Annotated in this window: 26 protein-coding genes; 9 read left to right on the top strand and 17 right to left on the bottom strand. The window is 70.2% G+C overall.

The annotated features are described in order from the left end of the window. Window position 1: 1 nt before the first annotated feature. Genes WFH25_RS10540 through WFH25_RS10530 form a run of 3 tightly spaced genes read right to left on the bottom strand, consistent with a single transcriptional unit; the run spans window position 2 to window position 3,077 of the window. Window positions 2–868, bottom strand: coding sequence for an ABC transporter ATP-binding protein (locus WFH25_RS10540; protein WP_336697619.1), 867 nt, complete (start codon window positions 866–868; stop codon window positions 2–4). Continuing rightward, window positions 865–2,001 (bottom strand): FecCD family ABC transporter permease, encoded by a 1,137-nt coding sequence (locus WFH25_RS10535; protein ID WP_336697618.1) that lies wholly within the window; start codon window positions 1,999–2,001, stop codon window positions 865–867. The genes WFH25_RS10540 and WFH25_RS10535 overlap by 4 nt, the downstream gene beginning before the upstream one ends. Continuing rightward, entirely contained in the window at window positions 1,998–3,077 is a 1,080-nt protein-coding gene (locus WFH25_RS10530; RefSeq protein WP_336697617.1) for a FecCD family ABC transporter permease, read from the bottom strand. Before WFH25_RS10530 ends, WFH25_RS10535 begins: the two co-directional genes overlap by 4 nt. Window positions 3,078–3,105: 28 nt before the next feature. Between WFH25_RS10530 and WFH25_RS10525 the strand changes: the two genes are divergently transcribed. Next, window positions 3,106–3,945, top strand: a complete 840-nt coding sequence (locus WFH25_RS10525; protein ID WP_336697616.1) for a siderophore-interacting protein — start codon at window positions 3,106–3,108, stop codon at window positions 3,943–3,945. 16 nt (window positions 3,946–3,961) lie between these two features. Here WFH25_RS10525 and WFH25_RS10520 read toward each other — a convergent pair whose 3' ends face one another. The 4 genes from WFH25_RS10520 to WFH25_RS10505 all read right to left on the bottom strand — a co-directional run bounded on the left by WFH25_RS10520 (window position 3,962) and on the right by WFH25_RS10505 (window position 7,874). Further along, entirely contained in the window at window positions 3,962–4,477 is a 516-nt protein-coding gene (locus WFH25_RS10520; RefSeq protein WP_336697615.1) for a hypothetical protein, read from the bottom strand. Between the two features lie 118 nt (window positions 4,478–4,595). Continuing rightward, window positions 4,596–5,510 carry a carbohydrate ABC transporter permease gene (locus tag WFH25_RS10515; RefSeq protein ID WP_083295235.1) on the bottom strand — a complete coding sequence of 305 codons (915 nt, stop codon included), beginning with the start codon at window positions 5,508–5,510 and terminating at the stop codon, window positions 4,596–4,598. Window position 5,511: 1 nt separating this feature from the next. Next, the gene (locus tag WFH25_RS10510) at window positions 5,512–6,483 is read right to left on the bottom strand and encodes a carbohydrate ABC transporter permease (RefSeq protein ID WP_070418180.1); all 972 of its coding nucleotides are present in this window, start codon (window positions 6,481–6,483) and stop codon (window positions 5,512–5,514) included. Window positions 6,484–6,506: 23 nt separating this feature from the next. Further along, the gene (locus WFH25_RS10505; RefSeq protein ID WP_070418181.1) at window positions 6,507–7,874 is read right to left on the bottom strand and encodes an extracellular solute-binding protein; all 1,368 of its coding nucleotides are present in this window, start codon (window positions 7,872–7,874) and stop codon (window positions 6,507–6,509) included. 226 nt (window positions 7,875–8,100) lie between these two features. Here WFH25_RS10505 and arfA point away from each other — a divergent pair, with 226 nt between their 5' ends. After that, window positions 8,101–9,603, top strand: coding sequence for an arabinosylfuranosidase ArfA (gene arfA, locus WFH25_RS10500; RefSeq protein WP_336697614.1), 1,503 nt, complete (start codon window positions 8,101–8,103; stop codon window positions 9,601–9,603). A 582-nt stretch (window positions 9,604–10,185) separates the two neighbouring features. Here arfA and WFH25_RS10495 read toward each other — a convergent pair. Together WFH25_RS10495 and WFH25_RS10490 are read right to left on the bottom strand one after the other, a co-directional pair. Next, window positions 10,186–10,479, bottom strand: coding sequence for a hypothetical protein (locus WFH25_RS10495; RefSeq protein WP_071295568.1), 294 nt, complete (start codon window positions 10,477–10,479; stop codon window positions 10,186–10,188). A 163-nt stretch (window positions 10,480–10,642) separates the two neighbouring features. Beyond that, entirely contained in the window at window positions 10,643–11,629 is a 987-nt protein-coding gene (locus tag WFH25_RS10490) for a LacI family DNA-binding transcriptional regulator (protein ID WP_442892408.1), read from the bottom strand. Window positions 11,630–11,814: 185 nt separating this feature from the next. On the opposite strand from WFH25_RS10490, the gene WFH25_RS10485 reads away from it, so the two are divergent. The 5 genes from WFH25_RS10485 to WFH25_RS10465 all read left to right on the top strand — a co-directional run bounded on the left by WFH25_RS10485 (window position 11,815) and on the right by WFH25_RS10465 (window position 17,301). After that, the gene (locus WFH25_RS10485; RefSeq protein WP_070418185.1) at window positions 11,815–12,750 is read left to right on the top strand and encodes a carbohydrate ABC transporter permease; all 936 of its coding nucleotides are present in this window, start codon (window positions 11,815–11,817) and stop codon (window positions 12,748–12,750) included. Further along, window positions 12,747–13,736 (top strand): carbohydrate ABC transporter permease, encoded by a 990-nt coding sequence (locus WFH25_RS10480; protein ID WP_175473685.1) that lies wholly within the window; start codon window positions 12,747–12,749, stop codon window positions 13,734–13,736. Before WFH25_RS10485 ends, WFH25_RS10480 begins: the two co-directional genes overlap by 4 nt. A gap of 99 nt (window positions 13,737–13,835) precedes the next feature. Further along, complete coding sequence (locus tag WFH25_RS10475) at window positions 13,836–15,170, top strand: ABC transporter substrate-binding protein (RefSeq protein WP_336697612.1); 1,335 nt, start codon at window positions 13,836–13,838, stop codon at window positions 15,168–15,170. A gap of 71 nt (window positions 15,171–15,241) precedes the next feature. Further along, complete coding sequence (locus tag WFH25_RS10470; protein WP_336697611.1) at window positions 15,242–17,104, top strand: glycoside hydrolase family 35 protein; 1,863 nt, start codon at window positions 15,242–15,244, stop codon at window positions 17,102–17,104. Window positions 17,105–17,148: 44 nt separating this feature from the next. Next, complete coding sequence (locus WFH25_RS10465) at window positions 17,149–17,301, top strand: hypothetical protein (protein ID WP_336697610.1); 153 nt, start codon at window positions 17,149–17,151, stop codon at window positions 17,299–17,301. 12 nt (window positions 17,302–17,313) lie between these two features. On the opposite strand, the gene WFH25_RS10460 is transcribed toward WFH25_RS10465, so the two are convergent. Together WFH25_RS10460 and WFH25_RS10455 are read right to left on the bottom strand one after the other, a co-directional pair. Beyond that, on the bottom strand, window positions 17,314–17,754 hold the full coding sequence (locus tag WFH25_RS10460) for a hypothetical protein (RefSeq protein WP_336697609.1): 441 nt from the start codon (window positions 17,752–17,754) through the stop codon (window positions 17,314–17,316). Further along, on the bottom strand, window positions 17,751–18,062 hold the full coding sequence (locus WFH25_RS10455) for a biopolymer transporter Tol (protein ID WP_336697608.1): 312 nt from the start codon (window positions 18,060–18,062) through the stop codon (window positions 17,751–17,753). Before WFH25_RS10455 ends, WFH25_RS10460 begins: the two co-directional genes overlap by 4 nt. Window positions 18,063–18,202: 140 nt before the next feature. Here WFH25_RS10455 and WFH25_RS10450 point away from each other — a divergent pair, with 140 nt between their 5' ends. Then, a complete protein-coding gene (locus WFH25_RS10450; RefSeq protein ID WP_336697607.1) occupies window positions 18,203–19,276 on the top strand; it encodes a spore photoproduct lyase family protein in 1,074 nt (357 codons plus the stop codon). Window positions 19,277–19,327: 51 nt separating this feature from the next. On the opposite strand, the gene WFH25_RS10445 is transcribed toward WFH25_RS10450, so the two are convergent. The 4 genes from WFH25_RS10445 to WFH25_RS10430 all read right to left on the bottom strand — a co-directional run bounded on the left by WFH25_RS10445 (window position 19,328) and on the right by WFH25_RS10430 (window position 21,735). Then, window positions 19,328–19,504, bottom strand: coding sequence for a CsbD family protein (locus WFH25_RS10445; protein WP_139199296.1), 177 nt, complete (start codon window positions 19,502–19,504; stop codon window positions 19,328–19,330). 131 nt (window positions 19,505–19,635) lie between these two features. After that, window positions 19,636–20,736 carry an SDR family oxidoreductase gene (locus tag WFH25_RS10440; protein WP_336697606.1) on the bottom strand — a complete coding sequence of 367 codons (1,101 nt, stop codon included), beginning with the start codon at window positions 20,734–20,736 and terminating at the stop codon, window positions 19,636–19,638. An 8-nt stretch (window positions 20,737–20,744) separates the two neighbouring features. Beyond that, window positions 20,745–21,335: a hypothetical protein gene (locus WFH25_RS10435; RefSeq protein ID WP_336697605.1), complete on the bottom strand. Its 591-nt coding sequence runs from the start codon at window positions 21,333–21,335 to the stop codon at window positions 20,745–20,747. Window position 21,336: 1 nt separating this feature from the next. After that, a complete protein-coding gene (locus WFH25_RS10430; protein ID WP_070418193.1) occupies window positions 21,337–21,735 on the bottom strand; it encodes a DUF3253 domain-containing protein in 399 nt (132 codons plus the stop codon). A 66-nt stretch (window positions 21,736–21,801) separates the two neighbouring features. Here WFH25_RS10430 and WFH25_RS10425 point away from each other — a divergent pair, with 66 nt between their 5' ends. Then, a complete protein-coding gene (locus WFH25_RS10425; protein ID WP_336697604.1) occupies window positions 21,802–23,142 on the top strand; it encodes an alpha-amylase family glycosyl hydrolase in 1,341 nt (446 codons plus the stop codon). A 79-nt stretch (window positions 23,143–23,221) separates the two neighbouring features. Here the strand turns inward: WFH25_RS10425 and mmsB are convergent, their stop codons facing one another. Continuing rightward, window positions 23,222–24,403 carry a multiple monosaccharide ABC transporter permease gene (gene mmsB, locus WFH25_RS10420; RefSeq protein ID WP_071295576.1) on the bottom strand — a complete coding sequence of 394 codons (1,182 nt, stop codon included), beginning with the start codon at window positions 24,401–24,403 and terminating at the stop codon, window positions 23,222–23,224. Next, window positions 24,390–25,943 (bottom strand): multiple monosaccharide ABC transporter ATP-binding protein, encoded by a 1,554-nt coding sequence (gene mmsA, locus WFH25_RS10415; RefSeq protein ID WP_336697603.1) that lies wholly within the window; start codon window positions 25,941–25,943, stop codon window positions 24,390–24,392. The genes mmsB and mmsA overlap by 14 nt, the downstream gene beginning before the upstream one ends. Window positions 25,944–25,997: the final 54 nt, after the last annotated feature.

Genomic DNA, 25,997 nt, shown 5'->3' with positions numbered 1-25,997 from the left:
GCTAACCTAAGTTGAGCGCGCCCGCCAGTTCGTCGCGACGGACCACATCGTGCTCGTCGGCCTCGGGGACGATCATCGGGGCCCCGGTCACCGGGTCGGCGACGACGCGGGCGTGCAGCCCGAACGCGCGTTCCAGCAGCTCCGGCGTGAGGACGTCCGCCGGGGTGCCGTCCGCTGCGACACCGCCCTCGTGCAGGACCACGAGCCGGTCCGAGTACCGGGCCGCCAGCGTCAGGTCGTGCAGGACCATGACGACGGTCGAGCCCTGTTCGCGGTTGAGGCGCCGGACGAGCCGGAGGACCTCGAGCTGGTGCGCCAGGTCGAGGTAGGTCGTCGGTTCGTCCAGCAGGAGCGTCTCGGCCTGCTGCGCGACCACGAGCGCGATCCAGGCGCGCTGCCGCTGCCCGCCCGACAGGCTCGCGACGTCCCGGTGGGCGACCTCGGTCAGACCGGTCGCCGCGATGGCCTGCTCGGCGACGTCGGCGTCGTCGGCGGTCCACGGCTTCGCCCACGACTGGTGCGGGTTCCGGCCGCGCATCACCAGGTCGAGGACGCTCGTGCCGGCCGGGGCCACGGGGGACTGCGGCAGGATCGCGAGCTTCTTCGCGACCGCTCGGTTCGACTCCCGGCGGATCGGGGTCCCGTCGAGGTGGACCTCGCCGGCCTGGGGCTTGAGCACCCGGCCGAAGGCCTTGAGGAGCGTGGACTTCCCGCAGCCGTTCGCGCCGAGGAACGTCGTGACGGTACCCCGCTCGATCCGCAGGTCGAGGTCGGAGAGGACGGGGTGCCGGTCGTAGCCGACCGCGAGCCCGCGCGCCTCGAGCACGGGGACGGTGGCGTCGGTCGTGGTGTCCGGGGTGGGGGTCATCGGGACATCTCCTTGCGGTGACGGATGAGGAGCCAGATCAGGTACGGGGCGCCGATCACGGTCGTGATGATGCCGACCGGCACCTGCCAGGGGAACGCCGACCGGGCGAGCAGGTCCGCGGCGAGGACGAGGGCGGCACCGAGCGCTCCGGCGAGCAGCAGGGGTGGACGGTTCGTGCCGGCGAGCCGGAGCCCGACCTGCGGGACGACGAACGCGACGAAGCCGACCGGGCCGGCCGCGGCGACGGCGGCGGCGGTCAGGACGACCGCGAGCGCGATCACGACGAGTCGGTGTCGCTGCACGGCCAGGCCGACGCCGGTCGCGACCTCGTCGCCGAGCTGCCCGATGCCGAGGGCGGCGCTCGTGGCCAAGGCCAGGGGGACGGCGATCGCGGCGACCACGAGCAGCGGCCAGACGCTCGACCACGAGGTGCTCGACAGGCTGCCGACGAGCCACTGCGAGGCCGCTGCTGCCGCCGTGATCTTCGCGCGGACGAGCAGGTAGCTCGTGACGGCGTCGAGCGTGGCGCTCACCCCGATGCCGACGAGGATCAGCCGGTAGCTCTGCACGCCGCCGCGCCACCCGAACCCGTACACCGCCGCGGCCGCGAGGAGCGCACCGATCGTCGCGGCCACCGGGATGCCCCCGCCGAGGACGATCGCCGAGACCGAGTACGACCCGCCGCCAAGCACGATCGCGGCCACCGCTCCGACGCTCGCGCCGGAGGTCACCCCGATGATGTCGGGCGTCCCGAGGGGGTTCCGCGTGAAGGTCTGGGTGAGGGCGCCGGCGACGCCGAGGGTCAGGCCGACGAGTGCGCCGGTGAGGACACGGGGGAGGCGCAGGGTGGAGACGATGAAGGCGTCCGGCCCCGTCTCGAGCCCGAACAGCGAGCGGAGGACCGTGACCGGGGCGATCCAGGTCGAGCCGATCGCGACACCGAGGACGATCAGGACGCCGACGGTACCGAGCGCTGCGACCGTGTACCAGAAGACGCGGGGGCGCCAGGCGAGCCCGACGGGACCGACCACGACGCCGCGACGACCGGCAGCGGCCTGCGCGCGGGGGGGTGCTCCCGTGCGCGCCTGCGCCTGCGCCTCCGTGCGCGTGCGCGCCTGCTCCGCCGCGCTCACAGCGACACCAGCGATCGGCGACGTGCGACGGCGACGAACACGGGCCCGCCGATGACGGCCAGGACGATGCCGACCTCCACCTCGGCGAAGCCGCCGATCAGGCGACCGACCACGTCCGCGAGCACGACGAGCGCCGCACCCACCAGCGCGGACACCGGCAGGGTCCAGCGGTGCCCCGTGCCGACGAGTGCCCGGGCGACGTGCGGCACCGTGAGGCCGACGAACCCGATCGGGCCCGCGGCGGCGGTCGCCCCGGCGGCGAGGAGCGTGATGCCGCCGAGTCCGACGAGCCGCGCGACGAGCACGTTCTCGCCGAGGCCCTTCGCCAGGTCCGTCCCGAGCCCGAGTGCGTCGAGCGCCCGCACGTTCAGCACGGCGAGCACGAGTCCGGCGACGAGGAACGGCCAGACGGCTCCGAGGACGTCGAGCTGCCGTGCCGCGAGCGACCCGACGACCCACAGCCGGTACGCGTCGAGCGAGTCCTGGTCGGTGAGCACCACGAACGACGTCAGGGCACCGAGCAGCGCCGAGACCGCGGCTCCGGCGAGGGCGAGGGGCACCGGGCTCGCGGTCCCGCTGCCCGCGATCGTCACCGAGAACACGACCACGCTCGCCACGAGGGCCCCGACGAGCGCGAACCACACCGTGGCGCCCGTGCTCGTGATGCCGAACACGTAGACGCCGATCACGACCGCGAGGCCGGCACCGGACGAGACGCCGAACAGGCCGGGGTCGGCGAGGGGGTTCCGGGTGTGCCCCTGCATGAGCAGGCCCGCGATCCCGAGCGCCGCTCCGACCGCGGCACCGATGAGGGTGCGGGGGATGCGGGAGCCCCAGACGATCGCCTCGTCCGTGCTGCTGCCGGTGCGCATGAGCCCGTCGAGGACGCGGTCGGCGCCGATCCGGTTGCTGCCGAGGAGCAGGCTCGCGACCGCCACCAGGGCGAGCACCACGACGAGCGCGACGATCACCAGGGCCCGGCGTCGGACGGCGGTTCGGTGCACGCCGAGCGCGTCGGTCGGACGCGTGGAGGGGGCCTCCCGGACGGGAGCCAGGGTGGGGATGGGGGCTGGCACGGAGATCATCTTAGGTTAGCCTTGCCTCATGGCGAAGATCCCGCGGCTCCTGCCCGAGAACCCCCGGCTCTTCCGCGCGCGCGTCGTCCGCACCGAACGGGTCACCCCGTCGATGCACCGCGTCACGGTCACCGGCGACGACCTGCACGAGTTCCGGTACCTCGGGTTCGACCACTGGTTCCGCCTGTTCGTGCAGCGCCCGGACCAGGACGCCTTCCGGATGCCCGACCTCGACGGCACGAAGTGGTGGCCGACCTACCTCGCCATCCCCGAGGACGTCCGCCCGCACTGCGCGAACTACACCGTCGCGGCCTTCCGCCGGCTCGCCGACGGCACACCCGAACTCGACGTCGACTTCGTCGTGCACACCGACGCGGACGGCACCCCAGAGGGCCGCGCAGCCATCTGGGCCTGCGACGCCCGCCCCGGTGACGAGCTCGCGATGCTCGACCAGGGCTGCATCTTCGACTGCCCGCCCGACACGAGCGAGGTGCTGGTCGCCGCCGAGGAGACCGGGCTCCCCGGGGTCGTCGGCATCGCCGCCTCGCTCCAGCGCGACGCGGTCGGCCGCATCATCCAGGAGGTCCCGTCCAGAGGCGACGTCCGTCCTCTCGACGCACCCACGGGTGTCACCGTCACGTGGATCGTCCGCGACGAGGTCGCCCCGCACGCGGTCCCCGGTCGGGCGGCGCTCGCCGAGCTCCAGCGGCACGTCCCGGCCGACGACCGCGGGTACGCCTTCGTGGTGGGCGAGTCGACGCTCGCGACGGAGGGACGTCGACACCTGCACCGTGCCGGGCTGCCGAAGTCCCGGATCACGTTCTCCGGCTTCTGGAAGCACCAGGCCCGCGAGTCCGTCTCCGCCTGACCCACACCCCGTCGCGTCAGGGCGTCCAGCCCCGCGGCACGATGGCCGCGTCCCACAGCGCCCGCCCCGACCGATCGGCGGTGCTGACGTCGAGCATGATGCCGTCGGCGTCGGCGGGCACCGTGATGGACAGGCGGGTGGTGGCGCCGCAGACGATGTCGCCCTCGTCGAGGACCATGCGGGGATCCGTCGACTCGCCGCCGTGCTCCTTCCGCGCGGTGAAGTCGCGGATCGTCAGGTGCACGGTCGCCGTCGAGCGGCACACCGCGAGGACGTCGTACGGTCCCGAGAGCTCGTACTGGAGCGCGGCTGACCCGGTGACCGGTCCGAGGTCGTCGTCGTCGCCCGCGAGGAGCTGCCCACCCGCTCCGCCCTGCCCGTCCTCGCCGCCGCCGAGGAGGGTCGTCATGCGGTCGAGCCAGGCGTGCCCGTAGTCCTTCGGGAATGCGTCGTGGTGCGTGCATCCGGTCAGGGACAGGACGACGCCCGTGGCGGCGATGGCGGCGAGCAGCCGCCGGTGGGTCTTCGGCACCCCGCGATCATGCCGGACGACGCGGCGGGCCGGCCACCCCGCGTCCGGGGTCCCCACACGCAGGACGGGAGGAACGGTGCCAGCTGGCACCGTCCCTCCCGTCCGTCCTGTGGTCGCGTCAGCCCTTGAGGCCGGAACCCGTCACGCCCTCGACGATCTGCCGCTGGAAGATCAGGTACAGGATGATCAGCGGCAGCGCCGCCAGGATCGCCCCGGCCTGGATGTCCGCGTAGCGCTGACCGAAGCTGCCCTGGACCGTGGCGAGCCCGACCGGGATCGTCATGAGGTCCGGGTTCGACAGCACGAACAACGGCAGCAGCAGGTTGTTCCAGACCCCGACGAACGTCAGGATCGCCACCGCGGCGATGACCGGACGGGAGAGCGGCAGGATCACCGACCAGTAGATCTTCCACATGCCGGCGCCGTCGATGCGCGCCGCCTCCTCGAGCTCCCGGGGGATGCCGTCGAAGAACTGCTTGAAGATGAACACCGCGATCACGGCGGGCACCTGCGGGAAGATGACCGACCAGTAGGTGTTCAGCAGGCCGACCGAGTTGAGCTCCTGGAAGATCGGGATGATCAGGACCTGCGTCGGGATCATGATGCCCAGGATGATGAGCAGGAACGCGACGTTCCGCCCGCGGAACGCGAGCCGGGACAGCGCGAACGCCGCCATCGACGCGAACAGCACCGTCAGGGCGGTCGTCACGAGGCTCGTGATGCCGCTCGCCAGGTACCAGTTCCAGATGTCGCCGGCCTGGAACAGTGCCGCGTAGGAGTGCAGCGTCGGGTTCCAGTTCGACAGGATCGAGTTGGCGCCGAGGGCCGCGACGCCGTTGTCGGACAGGGACGTCTTCAGGGCGAACAGGCTCGGGATGAGCCAGATCACCGCGAAGACGCCGAGGACGATGCCGGCGACGAGGTTGAAGCCCTTGCCGGAGACACCGATCTTCGCGGCGTTCGCCGGTGCCGCGGCGGAGACCCCGGTGCGGAGCTTCGGGCGGTCGGTCGTGATGCTCTCGGTGGTGGTCACGTCAGGCACCCATCTCTCGCTTGGCGGCAGCGCGCTCGACGATCTGCCGGATGATCGCGATCGCGACGATCACGATGAACAGGAGCACCGATGCGGCCGATGCTGCGCCGAGTCGGTTGTCGGTGAAGCCGACGCCGGTGATGAGCTGCAGCGAGACCTGGGTCGAGATGCCCGGTCCGCCGTTCGTCATCAGGTACACCTGGTCGAAGATCTTCAGGCTGGCGATGATCTGCAGCAGGATGACCAGCGTCGTGGTGCGGCCGAGCAGCGGGAGCGTGATCGACTTGATCTGCTGCCAGTTCGACGCGCCGTCGACGGCCGCCGCCTCGTACAGTTCGCGCGGGATCTCCTGCAGGCCGGCCAGGTAGAGCACGAAGTTGAAGCCGAGGGTCCACCAGACCGTGGCGATCGCGACACCGATCATCGCGGTGTTCGGGCTCGCCAGGACACCGGCGCCAGGGGTCAGCCCGAGCGCCGACTGGATCGACGCGAACAGACCGGTCGCGGGGGTGAAGATGAACACCCAGATCAGCGAGATCGTCGCCGACGGCAGGATGAACGGCAGGAAGAACGCCAGTCGGAAGAACCACTGGCCGCGGTTCATCCGGTTCGTCAGCACGGCGAAGAGGAACGCCAGGATGACGAGCGGCGGTGTCGTGTAGAGCGTGAACTGCAGGGTGTGCCAGAGCGACGACCAGAAGTCGTCACGGCCGAGCATCTCGGCGTAGTTCGCGAACCCGGCGAAGCTGCCGAGGCCGGTGCGGACCGTCGAGGTGTTGAAGAAGCTCGACACGATCATCCACACCGTGGGGCCGAGCAGGAAGGCCAGGTAGAACAGGCCGAAGGGGGCGAGGAAGAGCCACCCCGTGCGGCCCTGGCCGCGCGTGAGGCTGGTTCGGAAGGAGCCGGCCCGGCGAGCACGCGGCGCCGTGGTGGCGTCGGTGGGCCGGTCGAGGACAGGTGCTGTGGTCACGTCATCGTGCCTTTCGCGCGGGCTTACAGCGGGCTCGGGGTGTTGAGGTAGGTGGACAGCTGGGACTTGATCGCGGACATGGCCTGCGCGGGGGAGCTGCTGCCCTGCTGGACGAGGGCGAGCTGGGCACCGACCGTGTTCTCGAAGGTCGACCCCGATCCGCCGTACCAGGCCGGGTCGTCGAACACGGCGCTCTCGGCGGCCGAGGCGTAGTTCGACTGCGGCGTGAGCTTCTTGTACGCGGTGCTGTCGTAGGTCGGCATGTAGGCCGGGACGTGACCGCCCTGCGCCCACGTGAGGCTCTGCTCGAGCATCTGCTTGATGAAGAGCATGTGCGCCTTGCGCTGCTCGGGCGTGCGGTCCTTCCTCGGGAGGATGAACGTGTGCGAGTCGGCCTGCGTCGCCGGCTTGTCGAAGAGCTGCGGGATCGGCGCCATGCCGAACTTCAGGCCCTTGATGGACTGCGCCGTGCTGATCTCCCACTCGCCCTGCATGAAGAAGCCCGCCTTGCCGGTGAACATCAGCGTCTGCGCGGTGGCGTAGTCGAGGCCCTTGTTGAGCCAGCCGTTCTTCACCCACTTCTGGGTCATGTCGGTGACCTTCGTGTACGCGTCCTCGTTGACGGTGAGCTTCGCGCCACCGTCGCTGATGAACGGCGTCGCACCGTCGATCTGGTTGTACATCGTCCAGAAGAACCGCCACGGGGTCGCGATCTCGCTGACGTTCGCGACGTTGAGGGCCGTGCCGCCGGTGACCTTCGCGACCGCGGCGAGGGCGCTCTCGAAGGCGTCGATCCCGGTCAGGTCCTTGAGGTTGCCGTCGCTGTCGATGAGGCCGGCCTTCTGGCAGACATCAACGTTGTAGAAGAGCACGAACGGGTGGGTGTCGAGCGGGATGCAGATGTTCTTGCCGTCGGTCTTCTGCGCCGTCCACGCCTTCTGGTTGAAGTCGCTGGCACTCAGGCCGACGCTCGCCAGGTCGTCGTTCGTGATCGGGTCGAGCAGGTCGCCGTCCCAGAGCGGCTTCGCACGGGTCAGGTGGGCGATCGCGACGTCCGGCGGCTTGTTCCCGACGGTGGCCAGTGTGACCTTGGAGTAGTACGGGTTGCCCCACGCGAACGTGGTCGCCTGCAGCGAGGACGAGCCGCCGTGCTGCTTGGCGTAGCCGGCCTCCATCTCCTGCATGCGCAGACCGTCACCGCCACCGAACAGGTTCCAGAAGACGAGCGTCTCCGGGTTGAGCGGTGCACCGGCGATGCCGGCGGCGAGGGGGCTGGAGCAGGCGGCGAGCGGCAGGACCGTCGCGGCGGCTGCGCCCGCGGCGAGGAGGCTCCGCCGTGTGAAGGCGCCGCCTCGTGGGTGCGGGGTGGGTACGGGGATTCGGTTCGGCATGGCATCACTCCATCGGGACGGGCCGAGTCGGAGCAGGGTCGGTGCTCCGTGAGCGCTCACATTAGCGCGCGTCCCGGCGTGCCGCCACCCTTTCGGCGCGGGTGACGACCGATCCGTGATGTTCGTGGCCGCCCCCTTTCGTGTCGCGCGGAAAGCCGCTAGCGTTTCGGGAACGTGAGCGCTCACTTTCGCCGAGCGCAGGCAGCCCCACGATCGAAGGAGATCCATGCCCCGCACACACCTCGTCCTCGACGCCGCGTTCACCGTGGGGCCGGTGCGACGTCGCCTGTTCGGCGGGTTCGTCGAACACCTCGGACGCCACGTCTACGACGGCATCCACGAGCCGTCGCACGAGACCGCCGACGAGCACGGCTTCCGCAAGGACGTCGTCGAGCTCGTCAAGGAACTCAACGTGTCCGCGATCCGCTACCCCGGCGGCAACTTCGTCTCCGGCTACAAGTGGGAGGACGGCGTCGGCCCGGTCGAGCAGCGCCCCCGCCGACTCGACCTCGCCTGGCACTCGAGCGAGACGAACGAGGTCGGCCTGCACGAGTTCCAGCACTGGCTCGACCAGGTCGGCTCGGAGCTCATGCTCGCCGTCAACCTCGGCACGCGCGGCACGCAGGAGGCCATCGAGCTCCTCGAGTACGCGAACATCGACGCCGGCACCGCCCTCAGCGAGTACCGCAAGTCGAACGGTCGCCAGGAGCCCTTCGCCATCAAGATGTGGTGCCTCGGCAACGAGATGGACGGCCCGTGGCAGCTCGGTCACAAGAACGCCGAGGACTACGGCAAGCTCGCCGCCATGACCGCCAAGGCAATGCGGCAGATCCAGCCCGACCTCGAGCTCGTGGCCTGCGGTTCCTCCGGGGCGTCGATGCCGACGTTCGGTGAGTGGGAGCGCACCGTCCTCGAGCACACCTACGACGACGTCGACTACATCTCCGCCCACGCCTACTACGAGGAGGGCGACGACCTCGCCTCCTTCCTCGCCTCCGGCGTGAACATGGACCACTTCATCAAGACGGTCACGACCGCCGCCGACCACGTGCAGGCGCGGAAGAAGTCCGACAAGCGGATCGACATCTCCTTCGACGAGTGGAACGTCTGGTCCATCTCGAAGTGGAACGAGCAGCAGAAGACCTTCGAGCTGCAGGACTGGCCGGTCGCCCCGCGCCTGCTCGAGGACGTCTACACGGTCGCCGACGCCGTCGTCGTCGGTGGCCTGCTCATCTCGCTGCTGCGGCACGCCGACCGCGTCGCCTCGGCCTCGCTCGCGCAGCTCGTCAACGTCATCGGCCCGATCATGACCGAGCCCGGCGGCCCGGCCTGGCGCCAGACGACGTTCTTCCCGTTCTCGCTGACGTCGAAGCTCGCCAACGGCACGTCGCTGCAGGTCAAGGCCTCGGGTGACACGGTCGACGGCGGCAAGTACGGCGAGGTCCCGGTCGTCGACTCGGCCGCCACGGTCTCGGACGACGGTGCCGCGGTGTTCCTCGTGAACCGGCACCCGTCGGAGTCGACCACGGTCACGATCGACCTCGCCGGCCTGTCCGTCGACGGTGACGTCCGTGCCGAGGGCGTCTGGGACGACGACCTGCACGCCGTGAACGACCTGGCGAACACCGAGCGCGTCGGGCTCCGCACCAACGAGTCCGTCCGCCGCGAGGGTGACACCATCACGATCGAGCTCCCGCCGGTCTCCTGGACCGCCGTGTCGATCGGCTGAGACGCCTCGGCGCACGCTGCGGCGGGCGTCGAGTGAGCACAGAGGGCGTCGGACCGCTTCGCGGTGCCGGCGCCTTCTGCCGTGCGGCGCGGCCGCGGGGCGGGGCGGGGCGGTCGCGACTTCACGGGGTGGGCGACAGTTCACGGGGCTGCTGGCGCGTGAGGTGTCGCTGGGCGCGTGCGGTGCGCGACGGCGGACGGGAGGCGCGGTGCGGCCTGGCGCCGCGCCTCCCGTCCGTCGGTCAGTCGCAGCGCAGTCCGTGCTGCGGAAGCGACAGCCTGCCGCGTGCGGCGCGCGTCCGTGTCGCCATGGCGACAGATGTGCGCCGGAGGTTCGCTGTGACCTGTCGCTTTCGCGACGGCGGACGGGAGGCACGGTGCGGACTGGCGCCGCGCCTCCCGTCCGTCGGGCGATCGCTGCGCGGTCCGTGCTGCGGAAGCGACAGCGTGCCGCGCGCGGCGCGCGTCCGTGTCGCCAGGGCGACAGATGTGCGCCGGAGGTTCGCTGTGACGTGTCGCTTTCGCGACGGCGGACGGGAGGCACGGTGCGGACTGGCGCCGCGCCTCCCGTCCGTCGGGCTCGTCAGGCGTGCGGCGGCGGCGTGCAGCGCACGGCGCGCGCCCGCCACGAGATCTCCTCGACGAAGGCGGCCGTGTCGGGGCCGAGCGGATCGTCGGCGGCGTCCTCGATGAGGAGCCCGAGCGCCGGGGCGAGCAGGAACGACGTCGTCGTGGTGCTCCCGAACGCGTCGACGGTGGGGACGGCGACGGTGTCCGCCAGTCCGGCGTGCGCGAGTGCTGCGGCGTAGTCCAGCACGGCGTCCGCGGCCTCGTCGGAGGTCAGGACGGCGGTCAGGCCGTACACGATGTTCTTCATGATCCGAACGCGCCGAGGTGGGGAGATGAGGACCGCAGCGGTGGCTCGTCCTCCGGACACACGGAAGTGGCGCACACCCGGGGCCGGGACAGCAGACCGGCTCCGTGTGCACGGTACGCCCCGCGCGCTGACCGTGTGACGGACGCCGTGGCCGCGGGGTCGGTCAGGCCGGCGGCGGCGCCGTGCTCGCCCGGACCACCAGGCGGACCGGCACGAGGTCGGCCTCGGCGCGCACCGGCTGCCCGTCGATCTGGGCGAGGAGGTTCCGGACCGCCCGGCGCCCGACCTCGTCGAAGGACTGGTGCACGGTGGTCAGCGGCGGCCAGAAGGAGTCGGACTCGGGGGAGTCGTCGAAGCCCACCACGCTGAGGGTCTCCGGCACGCGCCGCCCGAGTTCGTGGGCGGCGCGGAGCACCCCGAGGGCCGTCTGGTCGTTCGCGGCGAACACGGCCGTGATCTCGGGGCGGCGGGCGATCTCCTGCCCGGCGCGGTACCCGGACTCGGCGCCCCAGCCGCCGCGGAACACCGGCGGGACGGTGCGCCCGGCGGCCTCGAGCGTGGCCTGCCAGGCGGCGAGACGTCGGGCGGCCGAGTACGACGACTCGGGGCCGGCGACGTGCCAGACGGTCTCGTGCCCGAGGTCGAGGAGGTGCTGCGTGGCCCGGCGGGCGCCGTCGGCCTGGTCGGTGTCGATCGCCGGGTGCTGCGTGGTGCCGGTCGAGTCGACGACGACCATCGGGACGCCGTCGGGCAGGACGACCTCGGCCGTGTCGATGATGTGCGACTCGATGATGATGACGACGCCGTCGACGGCCTGTTCGTGCAGGCGGGAGAAGGCCGAGCGGACGCCTTCCTCGGTGCGGGAGGCCATCGGCAGCAGCGTGATCGTGAAGTCGGCGACACCGGCCGCGTCGGCGATCGCCTCGAGCGTCCGCATGTTGCCGTACGACGCGAGGGTGAACATGATCACGCCGATCGTCCGGAAGCGCCCGGAGCGGAGGGCCCGGGCAGCGCGGTTCGGCCGGTAGCCGAGGTCGTCCATCACACGCTGGACCCGGTCACGGGTGTCCGGCGAGACGTTGTCGAAGCCGCGGGCGACGCGGGACACGGTCTGCATCGAGACCCCGGCGGCCTCGGCCACGGCGGCCATCGAGGGGGACCGGCGCGTGGCGGACATGTCGGTCGTCACGGGGTCTCCCATCGGTGCGAGTGGACGTCGAGCGCGACGGCCTGCACCGGACGCTAGCGCATGTTGACGTTGCCATGCTATCGTCGCGCCGTTCGATGTTGACGTCAACATCGACGGACCCGAACACAGCACGACAAGGGAGTCACATGAGCACGCTGGAAGCGCGCGCAGCCGGAGCCACCGCCCCGGCCGTGCCACCGCGGCGCCGCGCCAGACCGCGCGGCCGGTACACGGGATGGCTCTTCGTCGGCCCGTTCGTCGTCGTCCTCGTCGCGATGCTCATCGTCCCGATCGGCTACGCGCTCTGGCTCAGCCTGTTCCGCGACCAGCTCATCGGCGGCAACCAGTTCGTCTGGTTCGCCAACTACGTGCAGCTCTTCCAGGACGCGAAGTTCTGGTCGGGCCTCGGCCGGGTCGCGGTGTTCCTCGTCGTGCAGGTCCCGATCATGCTCGGCCTCGCGCTGGTCGCCGCCCTCGCGCTCGACAGCGCCCGGCTCTGGGGAACGAGCTTCTTCCGCATCGCGGTGTTCCTGCCCTACGCGGTCCCCGGTGTCGTCGCCGCGCTGATCTGGGGCTTCATCTACGGCAACCAGTTCGGCCTCACCGGTACCGCGAACCACGCGCTCGGCATCGACCTGCTGCAGCCGTTCAGCCCGGACTGGGTGCTCACGTCGATCGGCAACGTGGTCACGTGGGAGTTCCTCGGCTACAACATGCTGATCTTCTACGCCGCGCTCCGCACCGTGCCCGGCGAGCTGTACGAGGCGGCCGAGCTCGACGGCGCCGGCCCGATGCGCACGGTCTTCTCGATCAAGCTCCCGGCCCTGCGCGGCCCGATGGTCATCGCCACGATCTTCTCGATCATCGGCAGCTTCCAGCTCTTCAACGAGCCGAACCTGCTCAAGACGCTCGCCCCGAACGTCATCGGCAGTGCCTTCACGCCGAACATGTACGCCTACTCGCTGTCCTTCAGCGGCCAGCAGTTCAACTACTCCGCCACCGTCGCGATCGTCATGGGCGTGATCACCGCGGTGATCGCCTACGTCGTCCAGGTCCGCGGCACCCGCGAGGAGAACCGATGAGCACCCTGCAGCACCCGGCGACCGGCGCGTCCGGCCCGGCCACCGTCACCGAGGCGACCACGACGCTGCGCGACCCGCAGGCCCGGTCGAGCCGCGCCTCCAGGCGTGCCGAGCGGAAGGCCGAGCAGCACGTCGACGGACGCAAGCCGAAGCGTTCCGGCCTCCTCACGGCCGTGATGATCGTCTTCGTCGTCTACTCGTTCGCGCCGCTCTTCTACCTGCTCGTGAACAGCACGAAGACGCAGGCCTCGCTCCTGTCGACCTTCGGCCTGTGGTTCGGCGGGAAGTTCAACCTCTGGCAGAACATCGTCGACACGCTGACGTACAACGACGGCATCTTCGTGCAGTGGCTCGGCAACACGCTGCTCTACGTGGTCGTCGGCGCCGGTGGCGCGACCCTCCTCGCCACGATCGCCGGCTACGGCATGGCGAAGTTCCAGTTCCCCGGCCGTCGCGCGGTCTTCGCCGTCGTCCTCGGAGCGATCGCCGTCCCCGGCACCGCGCTCGCCGTCCCGACCTTCCTGCTCTTCTCGCAGTTCGGTCTGACGAACACCCCGTGGGCGATCATCCTGCCGTCGCTCATCAGCCCGTTCGGCATGTACCTGATCTGGACCTACGCGGTGGACGCGATCCCCGCCGAACTCCTCGAGGCCGCCCGCATGGACGGCGCCGGCGAGTTCCGGATCTTCTTCACGATCGCGCTCCGCCTGCTCGCGCCCGGTGTCGTCACGGTCCTGCTCTTCGCGGTCGTGGCCACTTGGAACAACTACTTCCTGCCGCTCATCATGCTGAGCGACCCGAAGTGGTACCCGCTGACGGTCGGCCTCAACCAGTGGAACGCGCAGGCCACCGGGTCCGGTGCCGAGCCGATCTACAACCTCGTCGTCACGGGATCGCTCCTCACGATCATCCCGATCGTGGTCGCGTTCCTCTTCCTCCAGCGCTTCTGGCAGTCCGGCCTCGCGGCCGGGTCCGTCAAGGCCTGATCCGTCGGACGGGAGGCACGCAGCGGCCTCGCCACGCGCCTCCCGGCCCGACACACAGCAGCTCCACCCCCTCTCCACGAAGAAGTGAAAGGCACCTCCATGAACAAGCGTCTCCGGCGCGGCCTCAGCGCCGTCGCCATCGGCGTCACCGCAGCCGTCGCCCTCGCCGCCTGCGCCTCCGGCGGCTCCTCGTCCGGCGGTTCGTCCGACGACATCTCGAAGGCCCTCAAGGACGGCGGCACGCTGACCTACTGGTCGTGGACCCCGTCCGCGAAGGACCAGGTCGCCGCGTTCGAGAAGGCCTACCCCAAGGTGAAGGTCAAGCTCGTGAACGCCGGCACCGGCGCCGACCAGTACACGAAGCTCCAGAACACGATCAAGGCCGGCTCGGGCGCCCCCGACGTCGCCCAGGTCGAGTACTACGCGCTCCCGCAGTTCGCGCTGTCCGACTCGCTGCTCGACCTGTCCTCGTACGGGTTCGGCGACCTCAAGGACAAGTTCGCGACGAGCACGTGGAACTCGGTCGACATGGACGGCAAGATCTACGGTCTGCCCCAGGACTCCGGCCCCATGGCGCTGTTCTACAACAAGAAGGTCTTCGACAAGTACGGCATCGCCGTGCCGACGACGTGGGACGAGTACGTCGCAGCGGCCAAGAAGCTGCACGAGGCCGACCCGGACGCCTACATCGCGGCCGACTCCGGCGACGCCGGCTTCACCACGAGCATGATCGCCCAGGCCGGCGGCACGCCCTTCACCACGAAGGGCGACGAGGTCACGATCAACCTCGAGGACGCCGGCACGAAGAAGTGGACCAAGACCTGGGACCAGCTCGTCGAGCAGGGTCTGCTGTCGAAGACCGTCGGCTGGAGCGACGACTGGTACAAGCAGCTCGGCAACGGCCAGATCGCCACGCTCATCACCGGCGCCTGGATGCCCGGCAACCTCGAGGCGAGCGTCGCCGACGCCAGCGGTGAATGGCGCGTCGCGCCGATGCCGACCTACGACGGCGGCACCGCGCAGACCGCGAACAACGGCGGCAGCGCCGAGGCGGTCATGAAGCAGTCGAAGAACCCGGCGCTCGCGGCGGGCTTCCTCAAGTGGCTGAACTCCTCGAAGGAGTCGACCGGGATCTTCATGAAGTCCGGTGGGTTCCCGTCGACCACCGCCGACCTCGAGTCCTCGGCGTTCCTCGACGAGAAGCCGGAGTACTTCGGCGGCCAGCAGATCAACAAGGTGCTCGTCGACGCGTCGAAGTCGTCCGACAACGACTTCACCTACCTGCCCTACCAGGTGTACGCGAACAGCGTGTACGCGGACACCGTCGGCCAGTCGTACGAGAACGGCACCTCGCTCGAGAGCGGTCTCGCCGCCTGGCAGAAGGCCCTCGCGAAGTACGGCAAGGACCAGGGCTTCACGGTCTCGTCCAAGTAGTCACCACACCAGTTCGACCCGGGGCCGTGCGGAACCTTCCGCACGGCCCCGTCTCCTGAAAGAGTTCCCCCATGCGCTTCGCCATCGGCGACACCGACTTCCTGCTCGACGGCGAGCCGCACCGGATCCTGTCCGGCGCGATCCACTACTTCCGTGTCCACCCCGACCTGTGGGCCGACCGGATCCGCAAGGCGAAGCTGATGGGGCTCAACACCATCGAGACGTACGTCGCCTGGAACGCGCACGCGCCGTCGCCTTCTTCGTTCAGTTTCGAGGACGGTCTCGACCTCGGCCGCTTCCTGGACCTCGTCGCCGCCGAGGGCATGCACGCCATCGTCCGTCCCGGCCCCTACATCTGCGCGGAGTGGACGAACGGCGGCCTGCCGTACTGGCTCTTCGCCGACGGCACCGTCGGGGTCCGCCGCGACGAGCCGGGGTTCCTCGCCGCCGTGCAGGGGTACTTGGAGCATCTCGCGCCGGTGCTGGTCCCGAGGCAGATCGACCACGGCGGGCCGATCGTGCTCGTGCAGGTCGAGAACGAGTACGGCGCGTACGGCTCCGACCCCGTGTACCTGCGGAAGCTCGAGGCGATGCACCGCGCGATCGGGCTCACCGTCCCCTTCACGAGCGTCGACCAGCCGATGGGCACGATGCTCGAGGACGGTTCGCTGCCCTCGCTGCACAAGACCGGGTCGTTCGGCTCGCGTTCCGTCGAACGGCTCGCACGGCTCCGACAGGCCCAGCCGACCGGCCCCCTGATGTGCTCGGAGTTCTGGGACGGCTGGTTCGACAGCTGGGGCGAGCACCACCACACCACGCCGGCCGCTGCTTCGGCATCGGACCTCGACGACCTGCTGGCCGCGGGCGGCTCGGTCAACATCTACATGTTCCACGGCGGCACGAACTTCGGCTTCACGAACGGCGCGAACGACAAGGGCGTGTACCGGCCGATCGCGACGTCGTACGACTACGACGCCCCGCTCGACGAGGCCGGCCGTCCGACGGAGAAGTTCCACGCGTTCCGCTCGGTCATCGAGCGCTACGCGCCCGTGCCGCCGCTGCCCGCTGCGATGCAGCCCGGTGGGTCGGGTCGGCTCGCATCCGTCGGTCCTGTCGGTCCCGTCGGACCCGTCGGTCCCGTCGGGTCGGCTCCGGGCCAGGAGGCGCGGCTCGCCCCCGCCTCGGACGTCGCCGTCCGTCTCGACCGCGTCACACCCCTCCGCGCCTTGCTGCCGTCCCTCACGTCGTGGTCCGCGCACGACACCCCGCCGACGTTCGACGCCCTCGGCGCTGCGAGCGGCTTCGTGCTGTACCGGACCGAGGTGGACCTGCCGTCCGGCGGCGTGCTCACCGTCGGCGAGGAGGTCCGCGACCGCGCCGTCGTCTCCGTGGACGGGATCGTCGTCGGTGTGCTCGAACGGGAGCACCACGACCGCGCCATCGCCCTGCCCCCGGTCGCCGGGACACTCGAGCTCCTCGTCGAGGACCAGGGCCGCGTCGACTACGGTCCTCGCATCGGCGAGCCGAAGGGCCTGATCGGCGGGATCGCCGTCGACGGGGTCCCGCTCGCCCGCTGGACCGCGTCGCCCCTGGCCCTCGACCCGATGCCCGAGGCCGCGCTGACGATCCTCGCCGACGCACTGCCCACCGACGGCGACGTGCTGGCCGGACCGGTGTTCGCCACGGGGTCGTTCGACCTCGCCGAGGCGGGGGACCGCTACCTCGCCCTCGACGGGTTCCGGAAGGGCGTCGCCTGGGTGAACGGGTTCTGCCTCGGCCGGTACTGGTCCCGCGGACCGCAGCGCACCCTGGCCGTCCCCGGACCGGTGCTCCGCGCCGGGAGGAACGACGTCGTCGTCCTCGAACTGCACGCCGCCGCATCCCGGTCGGTGTGCCTGCGGGTCGAGCCGGACCTCGGGCACACGGAGGGCTGACCGGGTTAGGCTTCGCTGGAGTCCGAGCAGCCGAGGGGGATGCGATGGTGCGGGTGGTGCAGTGGGTGTGGCGCGTGGTCGTCTCCGTGATCCACGTCCTGGCGGGGGTGCTCACCTCGTTCGGTTCCGGCGGGATCGTCGGTGCGGGAGCGCCGCCGACCCCGACCCCGAACAAGCCCGACGACTACCGCCCCTGACCGTTCCGGGAGTCAGACTGCTCGAGCCCCGGCCCACTCCCGCACCTCGAGCAGCGCCGCACGTCGCCACCGCCACAGTGGGGCGAACTTGGTGCCGTCGTCCTCCCACGCCTGCGTGAGCATCCAGATCTGCCGCCGGTGTTCCGTGCCGCTGTCATCACGCCACTCGACGAACGCATCGTCGAGCACCGCGGTGATCGCCTCACGGGGCACGGTCCACCAGACGACCCAGCCTCGGTAGCGAAGACGATCCACGTCGAGTCGGACGCCCACGCGGGGTGCTCGGAAAGCAGCCCAGGTGCTGGGGACAGCGCCGATGGAGCCGATGACGGTGATCAGCACGGTGCCCTCGACGATGCCGGCGAGCGCCATCCCTGTGCAGGTCGCTGCGAGCAACCAGAGCGAGCACGTCGTCGCGACGGCTTCCCACCGTGGCGGACGAATGGTGGTCATCCGGCGTGCTCGTCGAGGGCGTCGAGGTCGTGGAGCGCTCGCCGGGCGTCGGCGATCCGGTCGGCTTCCGGGCGGGTCCACCACTCGGGTCCGCGCTCGCCGAGGCCGTGCTTCGCCAGGCCGTTGCGGTGCCGTGCTGCGGCGAGGGCGTCCTCGTCGCCGGAGCGCTTGGCCTGCTTGACGGCGTTGCGACCCCGACCGAGGTGCGACCGGAGCGCTGCGGCGACGTCCTCGGGGAGCGCCGGGTCGGTCCGTCGCCACCGCCGACCCTCGACCACGAAGAAGTGGTCGTCGGGTGTCGCGGTCATGCACCCGAGTCTTGCAGCGGACACCGGGTTCGTCCGGAGGGATGACCGTTCTGGTTCGTGGAGTCCGGGGATCGCGAACCAGAACGGTCACCGCGCGGATCCGGTGCACGGTGTCAGGGGTGGGCGGTAGAACGGCGGTGATGCCCGAACCCCGCACCCGCGCCCTGCTCGACGTCCGCCGGATCTACGCCGAGCCGGCAGCCCTCGAGCTCCAGCGCGGGCAGGAGGTCGTCGGGCAGTGGCCGGACGCCGAGATCGTCCCCGTCGAGTCGCACTGGAACATCCCCGAGGTGCACGGCGACGAACGGAACGTCCAGCGGTGGGTGCGCATCAAGACCGAGGCGCTCGTCCTCGGCGTGAAGAAGTCGCTCGTGACCCGGCCGAACGGACGCTCCGCGGACTTCATCGCCCCGTCGACGGCGAACGGCTGCGCCATGGCGTGCGCCTACTGCTACGTCCCGCGGCGCAAGGGCTACAGCAACCCGGTGACGGTCTTCGCGAACATCGACCAGATCACGAAGCACGTCGCCCGCAACATCGCGAAGCAGGGACCGAAGACCGAGCCGAACCAGTGCGACCCGCACGCGTGGGTCTACGACATCGGCGAGAACAGCGACTGCTCGGTGGACGCGATGCTCAGCGACAACGTGCGGGACCTCTGCGACCTGTTCCGGATGTCACCGACCGCCAAGGCCTCCTTCGCGACGAAGTACGTCAACCGCGACCTGCTCGACTGGGACCCGATGGGCCGCACGCGCATCCGGTTCTCGCTCATGCCGCACGAGACCGCGAAGGTCACCGACATCCGCACCAGCCCGATCGCCGAGCGGATCGCCGCAGTGAACGACTTCGTCGACGCCGGGTACGAGGTCCACCTCAACTTCTCGCCCGTCATCCTGACCCCGACGTGGGAGTCCGACTGGGCCGACCTCCTGCGTCAGGTGGACGACGTCCTGTCCCCGGCGGCGAAGGCGCAGCTCGCGGCCGAGGTCATCTTCCTCACCCACAACGAGCCCCTGCACGAGGTCAACCTCGGCTGGCACCCGAAGGCCGAGGACCTGCTGTGGCGCCCGGACCTGCAGGAGCAGAAGGTGTCGCAGAACGGCGCGGTCAACGTCCGCTACCGCTCCGGGATGAAGGGGCAGCTGGTCGAGCGGTTCCGGGAACTCGTCGCGGAGCACCTGCCGAGCTGCCGCATCCGCTACGCCTTCTGAGACGACGAACGCCCGCGCCGTCGGGCGCGGGCGTTGCGTGGTGCGACGGGCTCAGTGACCGTCGAGGTGGTCCTTCGCCTTCTCGGTCTCGAGACGGCCCTCGCCCATGACCTGGTCCTTCTGGCCCTGGTGCTTGAGCTCGTCGTCGTCGGTGTGCTTGCCGACCGCTTCCTCGACCTTGCCGACGACCTTCTGGGTGACGTCCTTCGCCTTGTCTCCGAGCGACATGCTGTCTTCCTTCCTCCGGGGACCGCCGAGGGTCCTCGGGGCCTGTGCCACGAAGACAACCAGGGGCAGCAGCGCGGCTCGCGGCCGGGCCGCAGGTTCGTGTCCCCCGATTGCTTCCACCGGGGTACGGATCAGGGGATCAGCCGGTCAGCGCGGTAGCGGTCGAAGAGCTCGGCGAAGGCACGTTCGGTGCGACGGAAGGCGGTGAACCCGGCGTCGCGGCTCTTGCCCATGTCGGTGACGACCTCCATCGCACGACCGAGGTCGGCGTCGGTGTGCCACCACGAGGCGAGCCGGGTGATGTCGGGTTCGACGAGGCCGTGGCGCTCAGCGATGTCGGCCCACGCAGCCTCGTGCGGCGCCATCTGCTCCTCGAGCGGACGCGGCGCATCCTCGTACCCCACGACCCGCGCCGGGTCGACACCGAGGTGGGCCGCGAGCCGGAGCCACATCCAGCGCCAGCGGAACACGTCGCCGTTCACGATGTTGAACGCCTCGTCGGCACCCTCGGGCGTGGTCGACGCCCAGACCATGTGCTCGGCCAGGATGCCGGCGTCGGTCATGTCGGTGAGGCCGTTCCACTGCGCCTCACTGCCCGGGAACACGAAGTCCAGACCGAGCTCATTCGCCAGGGTCGCCTGCACCGCGATCGTCAGCCCCATGTTCATCGCGTTGCCCACCGCGTGGCCGATCACCGTGTGCGAGCGGTGCACCGACCAGGTGAAGCCCTGGCGGTCGGCGGCGGCGAAGAGCTCGTCCTCCTGGGCGTAGTAGAAGTTCGGGGTGTCGAGGCGCGGTTCTTCCTCGTGGAACGGGGTGTCGGGCATCTCGCCGGCGGCGTACGCCTCGAATGGGCCGAGGTAGTGCTTCAGCCCGGTGACGAGGGCGACGTGCTCGAGCGGCGCGTGGGCGAGGGCGGCGAGGAGGTCGCGCACCATGCCGCCGTTCACGCGGATGTTCTCGGCCTCGGTGTCTTGCCGCTGCCAGGCGGTGAAGAAGACGTGGGTCGGGCGCTCGTCGGCGAGGGCGGTGCCCAGCGACTCCGGGTCGCGCAGGTCCGCGGCCACGGTGCGGACACCGTCGCGGGCGAGGGGCCGGCGGGAGAGTGCGGTGACCTCCCACCCGAGGTCGAGCAGGTGCGAGACGAGTGCCGATCCGGTGATGCCGCTGGCACCCACCACGAGGGCTCGGAGACGGTCGGGGGACTGTGCGGCGGTGTCGTCGAGGGTCATCCCGGTGCTCAACACGTGTCGTGCTGTGCTTGTTCCCGGACGAGCAGTTGACGCCGCGATTCGAGGCGACTGACCACAGTGATGAACACGGCGACGGCGAGGAGGCCGACCATCAAGGACCATCCAGCCGTCCCGTTGGTCATCGCGACCGAACCGGAGAGCCCGACCAGACTGAGGAACATCCCGACGAGCACCGGGACGGCGGCACGCGACGAGCGGCGCTGCCAGTCGATCATGCTCCGGACGAGTCCTGCGTACGGTTCCGTGACGGTGCCCGGTCGCCGCAACTGCCGTCGGAGTTCGCGACGTTGCGCCGGGGTGAGGACCGCGAGCGGCCGCTCGGGAGCGGTGAGGAAGAACGGCAGCAGGACCCTGGTCCGGCGGGCGCGGATCCACACGGTGACGGTGAGCACTGCACCGATCGCTGCGATGATCGTCCAGACGAGTCCCGCGGGCCGGGTGATCCCGACGGCGCCGAGTGCGGTCCAGAACACGGAGAGTCCGGCGAGGGCGGCCTGTTGCGAGATGCCGACGACGGTGCCGCCGACGGCAGCGAGGTGATCGGCGCGGCGAGTGGCCGTGATGAGGCGGTCGTCCATGTCAGCGCGGTCGGCGGATACGGATCGGGCCCTTGGCGGTGGACGGGTCGACGACGCTGCCGTGCTGGGTGATCTCGACCTCGCCTCTGGACATCATCCGCCGCGCCGCACGCCGGGCGGGTTCCATCAGGTCACGCCAGCCGTCGGGGTCGAGGGCCCGGGCGGCGTCGGACGGGCAGATGCTGGACGTGCGGGCCCGTGCGGCGAGGAGTTCGTCGATGCGCTGTTCGAGCGCGAGGTCGGTCTCGTCCACGCCGTGCTTCCGGCACGCGGCCGAGCAGTACTTCGCATCCGGGGCGGCGGAACCGGGCATCCGGCGGCCGCACGAGGCACACGTCCGATCGGCGTGTTCCGCCTCGTTCGCGGCGGCGTCCGCCTCGGTCCTGATCGCTCGTCCCATGCGACCATCCTGTCCCCGCTGTCCGGTCTCGCACCCAGCCCAGGCACGGCTGGCAGCATCGGGTCGGTGAACACCGACACCGCACCCGAGCGTCCCGCCGAGCCCGCCTGGGTCGAGCACGTCATGTGGTGGCACGTCTACCCGCTCGGGTTCGTCGGTGCCGACGTCCGGCCGGACACCCCCGTGGACGGACGCCCCGTCGACCACCGGCTCGGCCGCATCGAGCCCTGGCTCGACCACGTCGTGGACCTCGGGCTGAACGGGCTGCTGCTGGGCCCCGTCTTCACGAGCTCGACGCACGGCTACGACACGGTCGACCACTTCCGGATCGACCCGCGGCTCGGTGACGACGACGACTTCGACCGGCTCGTCACGGCCGCGCACGGCCGGGGGATCCGGGTCCTGCTCGACGGGGTGTTCAACCACGTCGGACGGGAGCACCCGGCCTTCCGCGCCGTCGAGGAGCAGGGCCCGGACGCGCCGACGGCGGATCTGTTCGCGATCGACTGGGCAGGCTGGTCGCCCGGCGACGACGTGCCGGTGGGACTGTTCGAGGGGCACGACATCCTCGTCGCGCTCGACCACGGCAGCCAGGCCACCGAGGACCTCGTCGTCGAGGTGATGACGCACTGGCTCGCACGGGGCGTCGACGGCTGGCGACTCGACGCGGCCTACGCGGTACCGACGGCGTTCTGGGCACGGGTGCTGCCGCGCGTCCGGGAGCGCTTCCCGGACGCCTGGTTCACGGGCGAGGTCATCCACGGGGACACGGCGGCGTTCGTCCGCGCCTCGACGGTCGACTCCACCACGCAGTACGAGCTCTGGCAGGGCATATGGCACGGCATCGCCGACCGGAACTGCTTCGAGCTCGCCCACGCCGTCGAACGCCACGACGAACTGCTGGCCGCACAGGCGCCGAGCACGTTCGTCGGCAACCACGACGTGACGCGCATCGCGAGCGCCGTGGGGGAGCGGTTCGCCGGGCACGCCGCCGCCGTCCTCTTCACGGTCGCCGGGACCCCGAGCGTCTGGGCCGGTGACGAGTACGGCTGGACCGGGGTGAAGGAGGAGCGCGTCGGCGGGGACGACGCCGTCCGCCCGGAGTTCCCGGCCGCTCCGCCCGAGTCCGTGGCGCTCACACACGCGTACGAGGCGCTCATCGCCCTCCGTCGCCGCGAGCCCTGGCTGCACCGCGCCCACACCGACGTCGTCCACCTGACGAACACCGCGATCGTGCTGCGGACCGCGACCGCGGAGCGGGCGGTGGTGACCGCCCTGAACCTGTCGCCCGATCCCGTCGACCTGCCCACAGCGGGTGCGACGCGCGTCGAGGCGGGCGGAGCCGACGTCGGGGACGGGACCCTGCGCCTCCAGGCCGCCGCCTGGGCAGTGCTCTCCGGATCGTGAGCAGAAATGGTCGGGTCCCCGGACAGGACCCGACCATTTCTGCTCACGAAACGAACGCCCGCGCGCCCGCGCGCCCGCGCTACTTGCGCGCGGACGCCGCCCGGCGCTTGTTGAACACGTCGAACGCGACGGCCGCGAGCAGCACCAGGCCCTTGATGAGCGACTGGTACTCGGTCCCGATGCCGAGGATCGACATGCCGTTGTTCAGGATGCCGATGATGAGACCACCGACGATCGCTCCCGGCACCGTCCCGATGCCACCGGTGACGGCCGCGCCGCCGATGAACACCGCGGCGATGGCGTCGAGCTCGAAGCCGTTGCCGGCACCCGGAGCCGCGAGGTTGAGCTGCCCGGTGAAGACCACGCCGGCCAGGGCCGAGATGACGCCCATGTTGACGAAGAGCAGGAACGTGACCCGCTTCGTCTTCACACCGGAGAGCTGGGCGGCGAGGGCGTTCCCGCCGATCGCGTAGATGTGGCGGCCGAACACCGCGCTCCGCATGACGACCGAGTAGATCACCACGAGGGCACCCAGCACGACGAGCACGATCGGGGTGCCGTTGTAGCTCGCGAGCAGGAGCGCCACGTAGATGACGAGCGCCACCGTGAAGGCGAGCTTCGTGATGAACCAGGCGAACGGCTCGCTCTCGAGCTGGTACTTGCGCCGTGTGGCACGACCGCGGAACGCCGTGACCACGAGGACGATCGCGGCCGCGAAGCCGAGGATCATCGTGAGGGGCTCGTACCCGGTGGTGCCGAACGACGGCAGGAAGCCGGAGCCGAGGGAGCGGAAGCCCTCCGGGAACGGCGAGATCTGCTGGTTGTGCAGGACGATCTGCGCGGCGCCGCGGAACGCGAGCATGCCCGCGAGCGTGACGATGAACGCGGGGATCCCGAAGTAGGCGATCCAGAACCCCTGCCAGGCACCGACGAGGGCGCCGACCACCAGGCAGAGCACGACCGCGATCGGCCAGGGCAGGCCCCACTGCGTGATCATGACACCGGCCATGGCGCCGGTGAAGGCCACGACCGAGCCGACCGAGAGGTCGATGTGCCCGGCGATGATGACCATCACCATGCCGATGGCGAGGATGAGGATGTAGCTGTTCTGGACGATCAGGTTCGAGACGTTGATCGGGGCGAGGGTGATGCCGTTCGTCGTCACCTGGAAGAAGATGACGATGACGATCAGCGCGATGAACAGGCCGATCTGTCGGAGCTGCCCGGTGAGGTAGCCGGCGGCGGACTTAAGCGCGTTCATTGACAGGGGTCTCCCGTTCCTGGGTCATGTACTGCATGAGGGCCTCGGGCGTGGCCTCGGAGCGGGGCACGTCGGCGGTGATCGTGCCCTCGGAGAGCGTGTAGATGCGGTCGCAGATGCCGAGGAGCTCGGGGAGTTCGGAGGAGATCACGATGATCCCCTTCCCCTGGTCCGCGAGCTGGTTGATGATCGTGTAGATCTCGTACTTCGCGCCGACGTCGATGCCCCGCGTGGGCTCGTCGAGGATCAGCACGTCGGGGTCGGCGTACATCCACTTCGACAGGACGACCTTCTGCTGGTTGCCGCCGGAGAGCTTCCCGGTGACGACGTCGACGTTCGGTGCCTTGATGTTGAGGCTCCGGAGGAACTGCCCGGCGATGGTGGTCTCCTCGGACGCGTTGACGAAGCCCCAGTTCGCGAGCTTCCCGAGCGCCGACCCGGAGATGTTCCGCTTGATGTCGTCGATGAGGTTGAGTCCGTAGCGCTTCCGGTCCTCGGTGACGTAGGCGATGCCGTTGTCGATCGCCTGCGACACCGTGTGGGTCTTGATCGGGACGCCGCGCTTGTACACGGTGCCGCTGATCCCGGTGCCGTAGGACTGGCCGAACACGCTCATCGCGAGTTCGGTCCGTCCGGCGCCCATGAGCCCGGCGATGCCGACGACCTCGCCCGCGCGGACGGAGAGGTTCGCCTGGTGGATGATCTCGCGCGAGGCGTCGAGCTGGTGGTGGACGGTCCAGTCCTCGATGCGGAGGAGTTCCTCGCCGATCTGCGGGTCCTCGCGCTCCGGGTACCGGTTCGACAGGTCGCGACCGACCATGCCGCGGATGATCCGGTCCTCGGAGACGTCGTCGGCGTGCATGTCGAGCGTCTCGATGGTCTTGCCGTCGCGGATGATCGTGACCTTGTCCGCGATCGCCTTGATCTCGTTGAGCTTGTGACTGATGATGATCGCCGTCATCCCCTCGGCCTGCAGCGACCGGATGAGGTCGAGAAGGTGCGCCGAGTCGTCGTCGTTCAGCGCTGCCGTCGGCTCGTCGAGGATGAGGAGCTTCACCCGCTTCGACAGGGCCTTCGCGATCTCGACGAGCTGCTGCTTGCCGACGCCGATGTCGACGATCTTCGTGACCGGGTTGTCCTTGAGGCCGACGCGCTGCAGGAGCTCGGCGGCCGCGAGGTTCGTCTTGTTCCAGTCGATGAACCCGGCCTTCGACTGTTCGTTGCCGAGGAAGATGTTCTCGGCGATCGACAGGAACGGGCTGAGCGCGAGCTCCTGGTGGATGATCACGACCCCGGCCGCTTCCGAGCCGTTGATGTCGCCGAACTCGACGGGGGATCCGTCGATGAGGATCTCGCCGTCGAAGGAGCCGTGCGGGTAGACCCCGGACAGCACCTTCATCAGGGTGGACTTGCCGGCGCCGTTCTCGCCGCAGATCGCGTGGACCTGGCCGCGCTCGACCTCGATCGAGACCCCCTGCAGCGCCTTGACCCCGGGGAACGTCTTGGTGATGTCACGCATCTCGAGGATGGTGTCCGCCATGTGGGACCGCCTTTTCGTCGTCCGCGCGTGGGCGCGCGGGTGGTGACGGACTGG

The organism is Curtobacterium sp. USHLN213 (genome assembly GCF_037144815.1).
Lineage (GTDB): Bacteria > Actinomycetota > Actinomycetes > Actinomycetales > Microbacteriaceae > Curtobacterium.
The sequence above is the reverse complement of the archived record's forward strand: the minus strand, read 5'-3'. Positions and strand labels throughout refer to the sequence as shown.

Excerpts from the sequence above, each read along its gene's own strand:
- WFH25_RS10540 (WP_336697619.1), bottom strand. The coding sequence starts at position 868 with ATGACCCCCACCCCGGACACCACGACCGACGCCACCGTCCCCGTGCTC.
- WFH25_RS10525 (WP_336697616.1), top strand. The coding sequence starts at position 3,106 with ATGGCGAAGATCCCGCGGCTCCTGCCCGAGAACCCCCGGCTCTTCCGC.
- WFH25_RS10505 (WP_070418181.1), bottom strand. The coding sequence starts at position 7,874 with ATGCCGAACCGAATCCCCGTACCCACCCCGCACCCACGAGGCGGCGCC.
- arfA (WP_336697614.1), top strand. The coding sequence starts at position 8,101 with ATGCCCCGCACACACCTCGTCCTCGACGCCGCGTTCACCGTGGGGCCG.
- WFH25_RS10495 (WP_071295568.1), bottom strand. The coding sequence starts at position 10,479 with ATGAAGAACATCGTGTACGGCCTGACCGCCGTCCTGACCTCCGACGAG.
- WFH25_RS10490 (WP_442892408.1), bottom strand. The coding sequence starts at position 11,629 with ATGGCCGCCGTGGCCGAGGCCGCCGGGGTCTCGATGCAGACCGTGTCC.
- WFH25_RS10485 (WP_070418185.1), top strand. The coding sequence starts at position 11,815 with ATGAGCACGCTGGAAGCGCGCGCAGCCGGAGCCACCGCCCCGGCCGTG.
- WFH25_RS10480 (WP_175473685.1), top strand. The coding sequence starts at position 12,747 with ATGAGCACCCTGCAGCACCCGGCGACCGGCGCGTCCGGCCCGGCCACC.
- WFH25_RS10475 (WP_336697612.1), top strand. The coding sequence starts at position 13,836 with ATGAACAAGCGTCTCCGGCGCGGCCTCAGCGCCGTCGCCATCGGCGTC.
- WFH25_RS10470 (WP_336697611.1), top strand. The coding sequence starts at position 15,242 with ATGCGCTTCGCCATCGGCGACACCGACTTCCTGCTCGACGGCGAGCCG.
- WFH25_RS10465 (WP_336697610.1), top strand. The coding sequence starts at position 17,149 with ATGGTGCGGGTGGTGCAGTGGGTGTGGCGCGTGGTCGTCTCCGTGATC.
- WFH25_RS10460 (WP_336697609.1), bottom strand. The coding sequence starts at position 17,754 with ATGACCACCATTCGTCCGCCACGGTGGGAAGCCGTCGCGACGACGTGC.
- WFH25_RS10455 (WP_336697608.1), bottom strand. The coding sequence starts at position 18,062 with ATGACCGCGACACCCGACGACCACTTCTTCGTGGTCGAGGGTCGGCGG.
- WFH25_RS10450 (WP_336697607.1), top strand. The coding sequence starts at position 18,203 with ATGCCCGAACCCCGCACCCGCGCCCTGCTCGACGTCCGCCGGATCTAC.
- WFH25_RS10445 (WP_139199296.1), bottom strand. The coding sequence starts at position 19,504 with ATGTCGCTCGGAGACAAGGCGAAGGACGTCACCCAGAAGGTCGTCGGC.
- WFH25_RS10440 (WP_336697606.1), bottom strand. The coding sequence starts at position 20,736 with ATGACCCTCGACGACACCGCCGCACAGTCCCCCGACCGTCTCCGAGCC.
- WFH25_RS10435 (WP_336697605.1), bottom strand. The coding sequence starts at position 21,335 with ATGGACGACCGCCTCATCACGGCCACTCGCCGCGCCGATCACCTCGCT.
- WFH25_RS10430 (WP_070418193.1), bottom strand. The coding sequence starts at position 21,735 with ATGGGACGAGCGATCAGGACCGAGGCGGACGCCGCCGCGAACGAGGCG.
- mmsB (WP_071295576.1), bottom strand. The coding sequence starts at position 24,403 with ATGAACGCGCTTAAGTCCGCCGCCGGCTACCTCACCGGGCAGCTCCGA.
- mmsA (WP_336697603.1), bottom strand. The coding sequence starts at position 25,943 with ATGGCGGACACCATCCTCGAGATGCGTGACATCACCAAGACGTTCCCC.